Source organism: Solirhodobacter sp. (genome assembly GCF_964715405.1).
This window is the reverse complement of sequence record NZ_CBAICG010000039.1, coordinates 14,553-30,295: the sequence shown is the minus strand read 5'-3', so window position 1 is coordinate 30,295 and position 15,743 is coordinate 14,553. Positions and strand designations below refer to the sequence as shown.

Genomic DNA, 15,743 nt, shown 5'->3' with positions numbered 1-15,743 from the left:
GCTCCTGGCCGTTCACCAGCCAACACCTATGCCGTTTGATTGCCGGTCAAACCTGCCCACGATCCCGTGGAATAGCTGCCCACCTTCGCGTGGAATCCGTGCCCATCATCCCGTGGAATGACTGCCCATCATCCCGTGGAACACGCAATCTACCTCGGGCCGCTGACCGATCCGCTGCTGGACCCGATCGTGGCGAAGCTCTCGCCCAAGGGCGACAGTGCCGGGTTCGCCTCCTTCATCATGGGGCTCGGCGGCATCAGCATCGCAGGGTTCCTGATCGACCTGATCCGTGCGCGGCGCACCAAGGCGCCGTCAGAGAATGAGGATCAACCGCGATGACGGCACCACGCGATGACCCCGACCGCCCGGGCAGGCACACACGTCGCCCCGGAAATCGGCTGCGGGACCGGCTCTGGCGCGAAGCCCGCGTCTGGCTGGCCGCGCTCGCGCTGGGCTTGCTGCATGTCCTGCTGCCCTGACCGCACCGATTCACCCTGATCCCGCCACCCATCGCCCGGCTGTTGCCGGGCTTCTTCTTGGGGCCTGACGCAATGAATTTCGAACTGATCCGGCCGCTGTTCGGCGGCCGCCTGACCCAACCGCAGGTCGACGGGATGAACACTATCCTCGCGGCCTCCGCGACATTGCCGCTGTCGCATCGTGCCTACCTGCTGGCGACAGCCTTCCACGAAACCGATCGCACGATGCAGCCGATCCGCGAATACGGCCGCGGCAAGAGCAGGCCCTACGGTGTGCCGGGGCGCAACGGCGGGCAGGTGCCATACGGGCGCGGCTATGTCCAACTCACCTGGGACAGCAACTATGAACGGGCGGACTCACGTCTGGCCCTGAACGGCGCGCTGATCGCGAATTACGATCTCGCCCTGCGACCAGACATCGCCGCGGCCATCCTAGTGCGCGGGTCGGCCGAGGGTTGGTTCACGGGCCGAAAACTCTCGGACTTCCTGCCCGGCGCCTACCCTGCCGCCCGCCGCATCATCAACGGCCTCGATCGCGCCGACCTGATCGCGGGCCACGCCCGCGCCTTCGAGAACGCGCTCGCCGCCACCTGACGGCGCCGGGAGCTTCCCCTTTACCCACCCCAACCTGAAAAGGAGACTTCCATGCTTTCCCCGGCCATCCTCGGCGTGGTCCGCCACGTTCTCACCCTCGGCGGCGGCTATCTCGTCGCTCGCGGCACTCTCGATGCCAGTTCGGCCGACACCCTCGTCGGCGCAGGGGTGTCGATCGCTGGCGTGATCTGGTCTGTCATCGACAAGCGATTCCGCTTGGGGTGAAGAAGGGCGCCGATCCCGGCCAGGGGTCGGCACCGCCATGATCTACTCTGAATTGGCATTCGTCGCCGACGAGGCCGTCACGGGTTGGCGGGACGCACCCAAAGCTGGTGCAGTCCGCACCAATCTGTCCGGCACCAAGCACGGATGACCGCTAAATGGACTGGCCTTCAAACTCAGATGGCCGCCCTATCGACGTGCACAGGCAAGCAGTATTCGTCCGACTGATGTTGAGGTGACCTATGGGCACCTCGATTTTTGCCCGTTTTCAGCGCCGGAGCTTGGTGCGACCGGTTTGAAGTTTGCAGTGGACTGCTGACAGGCGGGCTGGTGGGTGGTTTTGTATCTGTCATGCGGTCTCTTGGCTGCGAGACGGCACGGATCGCGGCCTGATCCGCATTTCCGGTCGCACTTCTTTCATGCCGGGCACGGGTTGAGGCGCTGCAGTTGCCCAAGACGGCGCATGTTGTAGGCAAGGTTCTTCATGCCGATCTTTGCCTTGGCCCGCGCGAGACCGATGGTTCGCACGATGGTGCCGCCCATGTCATTGGCCTGCGCGCCGAAGATATGCTCGACCCGGACCCGCACGCTGGATTTGGTGCGGTTGCTCTTCTGGGCCTGCTCGGTCAGCGGTTTGCCCCGCTTACCCTTGCGATGAATGTGGCTGGTCAGCCCTCTGGCTTTCAGCGTCGCCTCGATCTCCGCTGACCGGTAGGCGGCGTCGGCCCAGACACCGGAGCCGGTGTTGCCCCGCGTCAGCAATTCACCCACCACTTGGCTGTCGTGCACGGCGGCATCGGTGACATGGTAACGCCGCACCAGCTTGTGCATCCGATCCACGTTCACATGGTTCTTGTAGCCGTAATGTGACTTGCCGTGCTTCTTGGTCCACCGCGCATCAACATCTTTCTGCGACCGCTTTGCGGGCTCATCTGCCCAGCCCTCCGGCGTCTCGCCCGCCTTGATCGCCGCGTTTTCCTCGCGTCTGTTGTGGTTGCGCGGCACCGGCACGATGGACGCGTCAAGGATCTGACCGCCCCGCGCGATATAGCCCTGCCGCGCCAGGTGCCCGTCGAAGAGCCCGAACATCTCCTCCACCTTGCCCGCCTGCGCCAAGGCCTCGCGATAGAGCCACACCGTCTTGGCGTCGGGCACCCGGTCCCCGAGACCCAGCCCGAGGAACCGCATGAAGGAAAGCCGGTCGCGGACCTGATACTCGATCTGGTCATCCGACAGGTTGTAGAGCGCACTCAGGACCAGCGCCTTGAACATCAGAACCGCGTCCATCGGCTTGCGACCCGCGCGGGATTTCCGTTCTGCATCCGGCTTGCGCCAGACCCGTTCCAGCACAGGCCGGAACTCCTCCCACGGCACCACGGCATTGATCTCGACCAGCGGGTCCTTCTTCGCATCCAGGCTCGCGTAACGATCTGAAAGATCAAAGAAACCCATCTGCGCCATGACAACCGGCCTCCGTCCAATGCTGACCCAATATCTACACCGCCGTCAGATCAGGCGCAATTTTTCGAGGTGCCCATGGGTAACAATGGAATCGGGCGACGCGATGACCGGGATGGGGCGGCGCGATGACCGTTGGCCCTGCCACCCGCGGTTTTTGCGGTGGATCGGCCGGGACCGGGTGCGGCGTACGATTGTGGGTCCGCGCGGCCCCGCCCCCCCGCCTGACGGGCGCTTTCGTCTGCCTGGATTGCGACCCGCCGCAGTCTCTCATCCGCCCCCGCCCAGGATCAACGCGCCGGTTGCAGCAGCGACCACGACCCGCCCTGCGCGCAGCGCGGACGGGCGCTGCGGCAGGTGATCCCGCGGTCTCGGACCGTCGCGATCCGGATGGCGCGCGCGGTCATCTTTCGGTGCCGGGGCTCTCGGTCGGCGGGGGCGGATGGCTGGTTCCGCCTCGAGCGGCAGTCACTCGTCCCGCCCGCCGAACCCGCCATCGCGGCTTGCCCGGCGGGCCTTCGCGACCGGGGGCGGTTCAGGCCGCGAGGTCGACCTTCTGCGGCTGGAAGACGTCGTGCCGGATGCCGGAGAACGCCCGCAACCGTTCGACGCGCTCTTTCGAGCAGTCCATCAGGGCGGCCAGCGCCGTCACCTTCCCCATCGCTTTGGGCGAGCCGAGATAGCCATAGGGGCCGTTGCCGGATCGCTTCATCACCCGGTCCATCACCGGATCGATCACGGCAACCGCATCGGTGATACCGGCGCTCATGCCGTATTCGAACGCGCCGATCATCACCTCGCTCGTGACGTAGGAAATCGAGTTTCGCGATGTGCCACGGTCAAGGACCGCGGTGTTGACGCAGAACCGGGTCGCCTCCCACACGGTCGAACTGCGCAGCGGCGGCTCGCCGTCCAGCAGGCAGGCAAAGACATCGGTGAGCATGTGCGGCCCGGTGGTCTGCAAAAGACGCATGCAGCCGACGACGCGGCCCTCGTGATCGACACTGATGACATGCGCGGGATCGAGATCATCGAAGATGTCGCGCTCCATCCCGTTGGTCACGATCACATCCCAGCCCAGGCGATCGCAGAAAACACGCGCGCGCAGCCGATGCATGTCATCGAGAAGATCACGGAATTCGTGCGCATTGAGCGAGTCGACAATATGGATCATGGTCTTTCCCCTTGTGGCGGCAGGGGAAAGTATTTGCCTAATCGGAACTCTATTCCATACGGGTTATCCCGTAGGCTAAAAGGCCTAGCAGGGAAAGATCAACCCTGAGCCTATCGCCCGCCCCACCGCCTGGAAGGTGGTCAGAGCGCCCAGCTTTTCCCGCGCGGACCGAAGGTGAACCTCGACCGTGCGGTGAGATATCGACAGGATGTCCGCGATATCCTGTTGTTGCTTGCCTGCCGCGACCCATTGAAGGATCTCGATCTCGCGATTCGACAAGTTAGGTCTGTTGAATACACGAGACAGGATCGACGAGCGCATCACTGAATCGTGTAGATGAACGGCCGCGAGTTGCAGGTCTCCGACGATCACGGCCTTGAGCTTCTCCCATTCCGGCGCCGGACAGGCCCGGGTGACGCTGAGCAATCCCCGATCGCCGTAGGGCCCCCGAATGGGAACGGTCAGCCCTTGCGGCGTGATGCCGAAATCGTCGGCGGCAAAGAACACCGACCGGAACGAGTCATCCCGTTCGAACCGTGTCCAGTCCACCGGGGCGATGCTTCGCCCGGCCTTGTGCAGGATCGGATCGACCCGGTGCAGCCCTTGCCGCATGTAGTGGTTCTTCCAGGGCTCGGGGTAGTTCGCATAGCCCTGAATCGTGCCGCTGAAGGGGCCGATCATGGCGTAGGACGCGAAGTCGAGGTCCAGGCGCTGACAGAGTTGATCTAGGAATACCGTGAAGTTTTCCTCGCGGCCCGATACCGCGCTGAGGTCGATGATGTTCAGGGCCATCGTGACTGCTCCTTGGCGGGCCCCACCTGGCGGCACCGCTTGCTTTCAGCTTGCGCAACACCATCACCAGACTTGTACGACTTACTGCACCGTGCGCCTCGCGCCCGCGGCAAGGCCAGGCGCGGCCTTGCGGCTCAAAGCATTCCGCCGCTGGCCGCAATCGAGGCGGCTTCGATGGGCGTGCTGGCGCCCAGTCGCTGTGCGGCGCTCTTGAGGCGCGCCTTGACGGCACTGATCGAAATCCCCAGCAGCATGGCGATCTCCTTCTGGCGCTTGCCTTGCGAGAGAAGGCGCAACGCGGCGGCCTGTGCCGGGGTCAGCACGTCGTTGCCGGCGTCGTGAAGCTGACCGAGCGCGCGGTGCAGGAAGGACAGTTCGTCATCCCGAAACTCCCGTTGGGGGTGAGCGAAGACGCCGAAACTGCGCTTGGGCACGGCGGCGGAACCGCCGATCGCGACGGACGCACCGAACAGGAGGCCAAACCGCATGTACGCGGCTACGACCCCGCTCGGGTCCGGCAGATCGACGGCACTCCATCGCGTGATGCCCAGATTTCTCTGGCACCACTGCATGTAAGGATCGACGAGCGCCAGCCCCTCACGGGTGTAGTGGGCGGTCCATGCGGACGGGAAGCCGTTCAGTTCCCGCTCGGGTGCATAGAACCCGACCCGAAGGGCGAGATAATACCCTCCGGGTGAGAGTTTCGAGAGCACGCGATCATCGATGGGCGGGGGCACTGTGATTTACCATTCCATTGCGCATGTGTACACTCTACGCTGAGGGTCGGACCGATCGAAGACCCGGAGCATCAAACCCTGCGCACGGCTAGACCATGATGGAGAAGGTTCAACACGTCAGTCAACTCCTGCGCGAGCTTCGCGCAATGGAAAGTTGTCGTTTCGCGATCGGCGTCAGAATCCGCTTTGCCAACCCGACGCTTGTCTACCACAGCTATCCGGCTGCCTGGGTCGAACAGTATGACAGCCTCGGGCTGCGATACCAGGATCCCACCGTCCGCTGGGGCATGACGCATACCGGCATTTGCCGATGGTCCGACCTTCTGTCGCAGGACGATGCCGGGATATTCATGCGCGCCGCAGACTATGGTCTGCGCTACGGTATCGGCGTGTCCGTTGGCGCCCCCGAAGCGCGAACGCTCGGGTTCTTCGCCCGGCCTGACCGCGAACTGGATGCCGCCGAGACCGAACACGCCGTCACCGTCGTGGAGGGTCTCCATGATGCAACCGAGGGGATCGACCTGGCCTCGCCGGAAACGCTCCACGCGCTGCGCAACCTGAACGAGCACGTCGGCCCCTGAGCCCATCGTTCGTGCCGCCCACAAGCCGCCGCAGCCCGATGGCAGGGTTGGCAGCGGGAAAAAAATCGGGCCCGCCGAAGCGAGCCCTGAGATTTCAACGATCTTGCGGGAAACTCGGTTGGTAGGCCAAGTTTATGGTGCCCAGAAGAGGACTCGAACCTCCACGCCTTGCGGCACTGGTACCTGAAACCAGCGCGTCTACCAATTCCGCCATCTGGGCGATGTCGTGGAGCGCGATGTATCGGGCCGCGCGGGGGCTGTCAACAGGGTGCGCCAGGAATTTGCGTGTTCGAATCCCGACTTGTCCGGACCAGCCCGGAAGGCTATGCAACAGCGGCAATCCCCGCGCGCGACCCTTGGATACGGAGGCTTGGCGACATGTCGAAACTGGTGACCATCATCGGCGGATCCGGGTTTGTTGGGCGTTACGTCGCGCGGCGGATGGCGATTGAGGGCTGGCGTGTGCGCGTCGCCGTCCGCCGCCCGAACGAGGCGCTGTTCGTGCGGCCCTACGGCGTTGTCGGGCAGGTTGAACCGGTGCCCTGCAACATCCGCGATGACGCCTCGGTCCGCGCGGCGCTGATGGGGGCGGATGCGGTGGTGAACTGCGTTGGCACCTTCGACGCGCGCGGGCGCAACAACTTCGACGCGGTGCAGGCCCAGGGCGCGGCGCGCGTGGCGCGGATCGCGACGGAACTGGGGCTGGCGCATCTGGTGCAATTGTCGGCGATCGGCGCGGATGCGAATTCAGCCAGCGCCTACGGGCGCAGCAAGGCGGCGGGCGAGGCGGCGGTGCGGGCGGCGTTCCCGGGCGCGGTGATCCTGCGGCCGTCGGTGATTTTCGGCAACGAGGACGGCTTCTTCAACCGCTTCGCCGGGATGGCGACGCTGGGGCCGATCCTGCCGGTGGTGGGGGCTGGCACGAAGTTTCAGCCGGTCCATGTCGATGACGTGGCGCTGGCGGTCGCGAAGGGCGTGCTGGGCGAGGCGCCCGCGGGTGTCTACGAACTCGGCGGCCCCGATGTGATGAGCTTCCGCGTGTGGATGCACGCGATGCTGGGCGTGATTCAACGCCGCCGACTGGTGCTGAATGTGCCCTTCTGGATCGCCTCGATCATGGGGCACGGGCTTGACCTCGTGCAGTCGCTGACCTTGGGTCTGGTGCACAACGGCACGCTGACCGCCGATCAGGTGCGCAGCCTGCACCAGGACAACGTGGTGGCGCCGGGTGCTAGGGGGCTGGCCGATCTGGGCATCGCCCCGACGCCCGTGATGGCGGTGCTGCCGGAATACCTGTGGCGGTTCCGCCCGTCGGGGCAATACGCCGCGATCAAGGACTCGGCCAAGCGCATCCGCAAGACCTGACCGGCAACGCAAGATCGGCGGCCCGGCGGGTTGCGCGCCGATGACACCCCACGAGGCAGCAGCATGCACTATCTGAGCGCCATACTCCTCGGGATCGTCGAAGGCGTGACCGAGTTCCTGCCGATTTCCAGCACCGGCCACCTGATCATCGCCGAGCAGTGGCTGGGCGCGCGGTCCGACCTGTTCAACATCGTCATTCAGGCCGGGGCGATCATCGCGGTGACGCTGGTCTACTGGCGCCGCATCTGGGGGCTGATCTCGGGGCTGCGCGAGCGCGAGAATTTCGACTATGCGGCGAAGCTGACGGTGGCCTTTCTCATCACCGCGGTGCTGGGGCTGATCGTCAAGAAAATGGGCTTCAACCTTCCCACGTCGGTAGAGCCGGTGGCCTGGGCGCTGATCATCGGCGGGGTCTGGATGATCGGGGCGGAACAGGTCGCGGCGCGCCTGCCGCCGCGCACGCGGGTGACGTGGACGGTGGCGGTGCTGGTCGGCATCGCGCAGGTGGTCGCGGGGGTCTTTCCGGGCACGTCACGGTCGGGGGCGACGATTTTCATCGCCATGCTGGCGGGGACGGGCAGCCGCGTCGCCGCGACGGAATTCGCGTTTCTGGTTGGCATCCCAACGATGTACGCGGCCAGTGGCTACGAGCTTCTGAAGGGTGCCGACGGGGCGGGCGAGGATTGGACCGTGCTGGCCATCGCCTTCGTGGTGTCGACCATTACCGCTTTCATCGCGGTCAAGTGGCTGCTGCACTATATTCAGGGGCACCGGTTCACGGTGTTTGCGGTCTACCGGATCGTGCTGGGCGTGGCCCTGCTGGGCGCGGCTTGGGGCGGCTTGGTCGTGTGAGAATGGCCGCGAATCATGATGGGGCTGGTCTCGCTGGCGGTGACGTGGCCGGTCGGCCTCGCATATAGGTCAGCACATGTTCCCTAGAATCTGGCGCGCGGGGTAAAATTCTTGCGCCGCAGATGAAAATTTCCGGATTTAGGTAACTAATACTGACTTTTATTTCCTCCAGCCCGGATTTATCAAGGCGCACCCACCGTCAAGCCCGAGGGAGGCGCCATCATGGCCAAGGAACGCATGCTCCAGTTCGTCACCGTGACGAAAGAGATGCCGGAAAAGCGCCCGCCCAACCTGCGCGCGAAGGATTTCCACGAGATTTACCGGGACTTCGCCGAGACCAAGGCCGAGGAACAGGCCGGGCGGTGCAGCCAGTGCGGCGTGCCGTTCTGCCAGTCGCACTGCCCGCTGCACAACAACATCCCCGACTGGCTGCGGCTGACCGCGCAGGGCCGGTTGCAGGAAGCCTATGAGTTGAGCCAGGCGACCAACACCTTCCCCGAAATCTGCGGCCGCATCTGCCCGCAGGATCGGCTGTGCGAGGGCAATTGCGTCATCGAGCAATCCGGCCACGGCACCGTCACCATCGGCGCGGTCGAGAAATACCTGACCGACCTCGCCTGGCAGGAGGGCTGGGTGCAGCCGATCCGCCCGCTGGAGGACCGCGCCGAAAGCGTCGGCATCATCGGTGCCGGGCCCGGCGGGCTGGCCGCGGCCGACATGCTGCGGCGGCAGGGCGTGCAGGTGACGGTTTACGACCGCAACGACCGCGCGGGCGGCTTGCTGACCTATGGTATCCCCGGCTTCAAGCTGGAAAAGCCGGTGGTGATGCAGCGCATCGACCAGTTGGAGGCGGCGGGCGTGCTGTTCGTTTTGAACTGCAACGTCGGCGTCGATCTGACGTTTGATGCCATCCGGGGCCAGCACGACGCGGTTCTGATCGCTACCGGCGTCTACAAGGCGCGCGATCTGAAGGCGCCGGGCGTGGGCGCGCAGGGCATCGCCAAGGCGCTCGGTTTCCTGACCGCCTCGAACCGGCTGGGGTTTGGCGACGATGTTCCCGAATTCGAGTCGGGCGAGTTGAACGCGGCCGACAAGCGCGTCGTGGTGATCGGTGGCGGCGACACCGCGATGGACTGCGTGCGGACCGCGATCCGGCAGGGCGCCACCAGCGTGAAATGCCTCTACCGCCGCGACCGCGCGAACATGCCGGGTAGCCAGCGTGAAGTGCAGAACGCCGAGGAAGAAGGCGTCGAGTTCGTCTGGCTGTCCGCACCGAAAGGCTTCACCGGCAACCCGGTCGAGGGCGTGATGGTGCAGCGGATGCGGCTGGGCGAGCCGGACTCGAGCGGACGCCAGATGCCCGAGATCATCGAGGGTGCCGACTACGTCGAGCCCGCCGAACTGGTCATCATGGCGCTGGGCTTCGAGCCGGAAGACCTGCCGACCGAGTGGAGCGCGCCCGACCTGTCGGTGACGCGCTGGGGCACGGTGAAGGCCGATTTCCGCAGCCACGCTACCACCCTTCCGGGCGTCTACGCGGCGGGCGACATCGTGCGGGGGGCGAGCCTCGTGGTCTGGGCGATCCGCGACGGGCGCGAGGCGGCCGAGGCGATCCTGGACTACCTCGCCCAACCGGCCGCGCTGGCGGCGGAATGAAGGGCTGAAGGTGCGATCCGCAATGACCGATATCGCACTGACGTGACACCGATTTCGCACCGACGTCTGTAGGCTGGACGCCGGTGCACCAAGCAACCAAAGACAGTGGTGCTGACCTTTCAGGAGGGCAAGCGGATGACGAAGCGGAAAACCATGATGCGGCGGATGGGGCTTCTGGCGGGGCTGGCGTTTCTCGGCTGTGGCCCGGCCCTGCCTGCGCTGGCTGGCAGCGCCTTCACGCCGCCCAAGGGCTGCACCGGCTACCTGACGGTGCAGATGCACGGCTGCATCGTGTCGAACCACTACAAATGCGACGCCGATCCATCGGGCGACAAGTGGCGGGTGGATTTCAATCAGGACGGGCCGTTCTTCGTCAGCCGGGTCGACGCCGAAACCCAGTGGGTCGAGACCTTCGATCTGGCCGCCGGAACGCATGAGACGCTGAAACAGCCCTCGGTCGCGCCCGCCTCGTTCTCGAACCTCTTGTCGAAGGGGGTGAACACCTACGACTTCAGCACCGTCACCGACGACGGCAAGGTCGAGCACGTCACCGGCACCGACAAGCTGACCGGCACCACCCGCGTCGTTTCGGGTGTGACGCTGGAACAGACCGAATTCGACACCACCTCGAAGGATGGCGACGGCAAGCTGGTGTGGCACTCCAAGGGCCACGAATGGATCGACCGCGACTGGCGGCTTTTTCTGGCCGGCGCGGGCACCTGGGACGACGGAACCGGCGCCACGGTGTTCGACAACACGCCCGTCGCGCTGATCCAGCCGGGCGCCAAGGGCTTCATGTCAAGCTCGCCCGAGTTCGATTGCAATACGGTCGAGTCGCAGCTGACGCTGCCCGGCCACAGCGGAAAGGTGATCCAATGACGATCCATGACGACTCCTGGGTTGCCGCCGAGGAAGCCAAGCGGCAGTGGATGAACGAACACTCGCTTTACCGCGAGGAGGACGAGCATTCCTCCTGCGGCGTCGGGCTGGTGGTCGCGATCTCGGGCAAGCCGTCGCGCAAGGTGGTTCAGAACGGCATCGACGCGCTGAAGGCCGTCTGGCACCGCGGCGCGGTGGATGCCGACGGCAAGACCGGCGACGGCGCGGGCATCCATGTGCAGATCCCGGCGCCCTTCTTCTATGACCAGATCCGCCGGACCGGGCACGAGCCCGACATGGGCAAGCTGATCGCCGTGGGGCAGGTCTTCCTGCCGCGCACCGACTTCGGCGCGCAGGAACGCTGCCGCACCATCGTGGAAAGCGAAGTGCTGCGGATGGGCCACTACATCTACGGCTGGCGCCACGTTCCGGTGAACACCGAGGTGCTGGGCGACAAGGCCAACGCGACCCGCCCCGAGATCGAGCAGATTCTGATCCGCAACGACAAGGGCGTGGATGAAGAAACGTTCGAGCGCGAACTTTACATCATCCGCCGCCGCATCGAGAAGGCCGCCATCGCCGCACAGATCGCGGGGCTTTACCTCTGCTCGCTGTCCTGCCGCAGCATCATCTACAAGGGCATGATGCTGGCCGAACAGGTCGCGGTGTTCTACCCCGATCTGATGGACGATCGTTTTGAATCGGCCTTCGCGATCTATCACCAGCGCTACAGCACCAACACTTTTCCGCAGTGGTGGCTGGCGCAGCCGTTCCGGATGCTGGCCCATAACGGCGAGATCAACACCCTGCGGGGCAACGTCAACTGGATGCGCAGCCACGAGATTCGCATGGCCTCCAGCACGTTCGGCGAGATGGCCGAGGACATCAAGCCGATCGTCCCGGCCGGAACCTCCGACTCAGGCGCGCTGGATGCGGTGTTCGAGGTGATGGTGCGCGCGGGGCGTTCGGCGCCGATGGCCAAGACCATGCTGGTGCCGGAGGCCTGGAGCAAGACCACCACCGACATGCCCAAGGCCTGGGCCGACATGTACGCCTACTGCAACGCGGTGATGGAACCTTGGGACGGCCCCGCCGCGCTGGCGATGACCGACGGCCGCTGGGTCTGCGCCGGGCTGGACCGCAACGGGTTGCGCCCGATGCGCTATGTTGTGACCGGCGACGGGATGCTGGTGGCCGGGTCCGAGGCCGGAATGGTGCCGATTGATGAGGCCACGGTGCGCGAAAAGGGCGCGCTGGGGCCGGGGCAGATGATCGCCGTCGATATGAAGGACGGCAAGCTTTACCACGACAAGGCGATGAAGGACCGCCTTGCGGCCGCGCAGCCCTATGCCGAATGGATCGAGAAGGTCGTCGAACTGAACTCGATCCTGCGCGACGTTCCCGAAGCGCCGATGTTTGCAGGGGCGGACCTGCGCCGCCGTCAGATCGCCGCGGGCTATTCGCTGGAGGATCTGGAGCAGGTGCTGGCCCCGATGGCCGAGGATGGCAAGGAGATGATCGCCTCGATGGGCGACGACACGCCCGCCGCGGTGCTGTCGAACCTCTACCGGCCACTGAGCCACTTCTTCCGGCAGAACTTCAGCCAGGTGACCAATCCGCCCATCGACAGCTTGCGCGAAAGCCGGGTGATGAGCCTAAAGACCCGGTTCGGCAACCTCAAGAACGTGCTGGACGAGGATTCGAGCCAGACCGAAATCCTCGTGCTGGAAAGCCCGTTCATCGCCAACGCCGAGTTCAAGGTGATGGTGGCGCATTTTGGCGGCAGCGTCGCCTTCATCGACTGCACCTTCGCTGTCGGCGCGGAGCCCGACGCGCTGCGTCTGGGGCTGGAGCGCATCCGCGCCGAGGCCGAGGATGCCGTGCGCTCGGGCGCCAGCCATCTGGTGCTGACGGATGAACATCAGGGCGCCGACAAGGTGCCGATGCCGATGATCCTGGCCACCAGTGCGGTGCATAGCTGGCTGACGCGCAAGGGATTGCGGACCTTCTGTTCAGTGAACGTTCGTTCGGCAGAGTGCATCGACCCGCATTACTTCGCGGTGCTGATCGGCTGCGGCGCCACCACGGTGAACGCCTACCTCGCCGAGGACAGCATCGCCGACCGCCTGCGCCGCGGCCTGATCGAGGGCAGCCTGGAGGACGCGATGCGCCGCTACCGGGCGGCCATCGACGCGGGGCTGCTGAAGATCATGTCCAAGATGGGCATTTCGGTGATCTCCAGCTATCGCGGCGGGCTGAACTTCGAGGCCGTGGGCCTCAGCCGCGCGATGGTGGCCGAGTATTTCCCGGGGATGCACAGCCGCATTTCGGGCATCGGCGTGTCGGGCATCCAGCACAAGCTGGAGGGCATTCACGCCAAGGGCTGGAAGGGCAATTCCGACCTGCTGCCAATCGGCGGCTTCTACAAGGCGCGCCGCTCGGGCGAAAAGCACGCCTGGGAAGCGCAGACCATGCACCTGCTGCAGGCCGCCTGCGAGCGTGCGAGTTACGATCTGTGGCAGCAGTATTCCGCCACGATGCGGGCGAACCCGCCGATCCACCTGCGCGACCTGCTGGACATCAAGCCGCTGGGCAAGGCGGTGCCGATCGAAGAGGTGGAAAGCATCACCTCGATCCGCAAGCGGTTCGTGACGCCGGGCATGAGCCTGGGCGCGCTGGGGCCGGAGGCGCACAAGACGCTGAACATCGCGATGAACCGGATCGGCGCCAAGTCCGACTCGGGCGAGGGCGGCGAGGATCCGGCGCATTTCACGCCGGAACTGAACGGCGACAATCCCTCCGCCAAGATCAAGCAGGTCGCCTCGGGCCGGTTCGGCGTGACGGCGGAATACCTGAACGCTTGCGAGGAGCTTGAAATCAAGATCGCGCAGGGCGCCAAGCCCGGCGAGGGCGGCCAATTGCCCGGCATGAAGGTGACCAAGCTGATCGCCCGGCTGCGCCACTCGACGCCGGGCGTGACGCTGATCAGCCCGCCGCCGCACCATGACATCTACTCGATCGAAGACCTCGCGCAGTTGATCTACGACCTCAAGCAGATCAACCCGCGCGCCAAGGTGACGGTGAAGCTGGTGTCGTCGTCGGGCGTCGGCACCATCGCGGCGGGCGTGGCCAAGGCCAAGGCCGACTGCATCCTGATCTCGGGCCACAACGGCGGCACCGGGGCCAGCCCGGCAACCTCGATCAAATACGCGGGCCTGCCGTGGGAGATGGGGCTGACCGAGGCGCATCAGGTGCTGGCGATGAACAACCTGCGCGAACGCATCACGCTGCGCACCGATGGGGGACTGCGCACCGGGCGCGACATCATCATCGCCGCGATGATGGGGGCCGAAGAATACGGCATCGGCACCGCCGCGCTGATCGCGATGGGCTGCATCATGGTGCGCCAGTGCCAGAGCAACACCTGCCCGGTCGGCGTCTGCACCCAGAACGAAGAGTTGCGCAAGAAGTTCACCGGCACCGCCGACAAGGTGGTGAACCTGATCACCTTCTACGCTCAAGAGGTGCGCGAAATCCTCGCCTCGATCGGCGCGCGCACGATGGACGAGATCATCGGCCGGGCCGACCTCTTGACGCAGGTCAGCCGGGGGGCCGCACATCTGGACGACCTCGACCTCAACCCGCTGCTGATCACCGTCGACGGCGCCTCGAAAATCCGCTACGACCGCAACAAGCCGCGCACCGCGGTGCTTGACACGCTGGATGCCGAGATCGTCAAGGACGGCGCCCGGTTCTTCGAGGATGGCGAGAAGATGCAACTGTCTTATGCGGTGCGCAACACCCACCGCACCATCGGCACGCGCGCCTCCAGCCACATCGTCAAGAAGTTCGGCATGAACAACGCGCTGCAACCCGACCATCTGACGGTGAAGCTGACGGGGTCTTGCGGGCAGTCGCTGGGCGCCTTTGCCACCCGTGGCCTGAAGCTGGAGGTGCAGGGCGATGCCAACGACTACGTCGGCAAGGGCCTGTCGGGCGGGCTGATCGTGGTGCGCCCGCCGATGTCCTCGCCGCTGGAGGCGAGCAAGAACACCATCATCGGCAACACCGTGCTTTATGGCGCGACAGACGGCTATCTGTTCGCGGCGGGCCGTGCGGGGGAACGCTTTGGGGTGCGCAACTCGGGCGCCTGCGTGGTGATCGAGGGCTGCGGCTCCAACGGATGCGAGTACATGACGGGCGGGGTGGCGGTCATCCTCGGCACCATCGGCGCCAACTTCGGCGCGGGGATGACCGGGGGCATGGCCTATCTTTACGACCCCCAAGGCGTTGCCGAAGACTTCATCAACGGCGAAACGCTGGTCACCTGCGCCGTCGCCCATCCGCACTGGGAAGCCGAGGTGAAGGGCCTGATCGAACGCCACGCGCGGGAAACCGGCAGCCGCAAGGCCGCCGCGATCCTGGCCGACTGGGCCACCGAACGGGCGAATTTCCTGCAGGTCTGTCCGAAAGAGATGCTGATCCACCTGCCCCAGCCGCTGAGCGATGTGGCCGAGGCGGTGTTGGCGGAATAGGGGCGGGAACGCAGCCCCGTGGCGCGAGCCGCGGGGCCGCTCTGTCACGGTGCCTTGTCGGTGCCGGTCGGCGCTTTCGGTTCGCCGGGCGTTGCAGAACTTGCGGCCGCCTCGGGGTGCGCAGGCGGCGCGGTCGTTTCGGGGCCGCGTTCGACCTCGATCTCGACCTTCGCGACCAGTGCCGCGACCACGCCCAGAATGGCCAGCCACGGCGCGGCCAGCACCACCGCGCCGCCCGCGACCACGCCGAGGGTCATCGGCAATTCCAAGCTGAAATCGCTGTCCTTGGCGTGAAAGCGCAGGTGGCGCACGTTGCCCTCGCGAAGCAGGCCGCGCACACGCTCAATGAGTTGGCTCCCGGTCACTTCGATCGTTTCGACAAACGACCTGTCCTTCGGGTCTTTCTTCTCGTCCGGCAT

At 65.4% G+C, this 15,743-nt stretch carries 14 protein-coding genes and 1 tRNA gene; 9 read left to right on the top strand and 6 right to left on the bottom strand.

The window, feature by feature from the left end; all coding sequences use genetic code 11:
* Window positions 1-117 precede the first annotated feature (117 nt).
* The 3 genes from AC11WY_RS15195 (at window position 118) to AC11WY_RS15185 (ending at window position 1,298) form a co-directional block, all read left to right on the top strand.
* Window positions 118-339, top strand: a complete 222-nt coding sequence (locus AC11WY_RS15195; RefSeq protein ID WP_482926988.1) for a hypothetical protein — start codon at window positions 118-120, stop codon at window positions 337-339.
* A 212-nt stretch (window positions 340-551) separates the two neighbouring features.
* The gene (locus AC11WY_RS15190; protein WP_482926986.1) at window positions 552-1,073 is read left to right on the top strand and encodes a carboxypeptidase; all 522 of its coding nucleotides are present in this window, start codon (window positions 552-554) and stop codon (window positions 1,071-1,073) included.
* A 51-nt stretch (window positions 1,074-1,124) separates the two neighbouring features.
* Window positions 1,125-1,298, top strand: coding sequence for a Pam3-gp28 family putative phage holin (locus AC11WY_RS15185; protein ID WP_482926984.1), 174 nt, complete (start codon window positions 1,125-1,127; stop codon window positions 1,296-1,298).
* Window positions 1,299-1,712: 414 nt separating this feature from the next.
* Here AC11WY_RS15185 and AC11WY_RS15180 read toward each other — a convergent pair whose 3' ends face one another.
* The 4 genes from AC11WY_RS15180 to AC11WY_RS15165 all read right to left on the bottom strand — a co-directional run bounded on the left by AC11WY_RS15180 (window position 1,713) and on the right by AC11WY_RS15165 (window position 5,432).
* The gene (locus tag AC11WY_RS15180; protein WP_482926982.1) at window positions 1,713-2,756 is read right to left on the bottom strand and encodes an IS5 family transposase; all 1,044 of its coding nucleotides are present in this window, start codon (window positions 2,754-2,756) and stop codon (window positions 1,713-1,715) included.
* A gap of 532 nt (window positions 2,757-3,288) precedes the next feature.
* On the bottom strand, window positions 3,289-3,927 hold the full coding sequence (locus AC11WY_RS15175) for an acyl-homoserine-lactone synthase (protein WP_482926980.1): 639 nt from the start codon (window positions 3,925-3,927) through the stop codon (window positions 3,289-3,291).
* A gap of 84 nt (window positions 3,928-4,011) precedes the next feature.
* Window positions 4,012-4,713, bottom strand: coding sequence for a LuxR family transcriptional regulator (locus tag AC11WY_RS15170; protein WP_482926990.1), 702 nt, complete (start codon window positions 4,711-4,713; stop codon window positions 4,012-4,014).
* A 140-nt stretch (window positions 4,714-4,853) separates the two neighbouring features.
* Complete coding sequence (locus AC11WY_RS15165) at window positions 4,854-5,432, bottom strand: helix-turn-helix transcriptional regulator (RefSeq protein ID WP_482926978.1); 579 nt, start codon at window positions 5,430-5,432, stop codon at window positions 4,854-4,856.
* Window positions 5,433-5,551: 119 nt separating this feature from the next.
* Between AC11WY_RS15165 and AC11WY_RS15160 the strand changes: the two genes are divergently transcribed.
* Window positions 5,552-6,037 carry an autoinducer binding domain-containing protein gene (locus tag AC11WY_RS15160; protein ID WP_482926976.1) on the top strand — a complete coding sequence of 162 codons (486 nt, stop codon included), beginning with the start codon at window positions 5,552-5,554 and terminating at the stop codon, window positions 6,035-6,037.
* Between the two features lie 135 nt (window positions 6,038-6,172).
* Here the strand turns inward: AC11WY_RS15160 and AC11WY_RS15155 are convergent.
* A tRNA-Leu gene (locus AC11WY_RS15155) sits at window positions 6,173-6,257 on the bottom strand.
* 158 nt (window positions 6,258-6,415) lie between these two features.
* On the opposite strand from AC11WY_RS15155, the gene AC11WY_RS15150 reads away from it, so the two are divergent.
* The 5 genes from AC11WY_RS15150 to gltB all read left to right on the top strand — a co-directional run bounded on the left by AC11WY_RS15150 (window position 6,416) and on the right by gltB (window position 15,324).
* Entirely contained in the window at window positions 6,416-7,402 is a 987-nt protein-coding gene (locus AC11WY_RS15150; protein ID WP_482926974.1) for a complex I NDUFA9 subunit family protein, read from the top strand.
* A gap of 63 nt (window positions 7,403-7,465) precedes the next feature.
* Complete coding sequence (locus AC11WY_RS15145) at window positions 7,466-8,254, top strand: undecaprenyl-diphosphate phosphatase (RefSeq protein ID WP_482926972.1); 789 nt, start codon at window positions 7,466-7,468, stop codon at window positions 8,252-8,254.
* A 222-nt stretch (window positions 8,255-8,476) separates the two neighbouring features.
* On the top strand, window positions 8,477-9,910 hold the full coding sequence (locus AC11WY_RS15140) for an NAD(P)-dependent oxidoreductase (protein WP_482926970.1): 1,434 nt from the start codon (window positions 8,477-8,479) through the stop codon (window positions 9,908-9,910).
* Between the two features lie 135 nt (window positions 9,911-10,045).
* Window positions 10,046-10,789 carry a hypothetical protein gene (locus AC11WY_RS15135; RefSeq protein WP_482926968.1) on the top strand — a complete coding sequence of 248 codons (744 nt, stop codon included), beginning with the start codon at window positions 10,046-10,048 and terminating at the stop codon, window positions 10,787-10,789.
* On the top strand, window positions 10,786-15,324 hold the full coding sequence (gltB, locus tag AC11WY_RS15130; RefSeq protein WP_482926966.1) for a glutamate synthase large subunit: 4,539 nt from the start codon (window positions 10,786-10,788) through the stop codon (window positions 15,322-15,324). The genes AC11WY_RS15135 and gltB overlap by 4 nt, the downstream gene beginning before the upstream one ends.
* Before the next feature lie 44 nt (window positions 15,325-15,368).
* Here the strand turns inward: gltB and AC11WY_RS15125 are convergent, their stop codons facing one another.
* Window positions 15,369-15,743, bottom strand: coding sequence for a DUF4342 domain-containing protein (locus tag AC11WY_RS15125; RefSeq protein WP_482926964.1), 375 nt, complete (start codon window positions 15,741-15,743; stop codon window positions 15,369-15,371).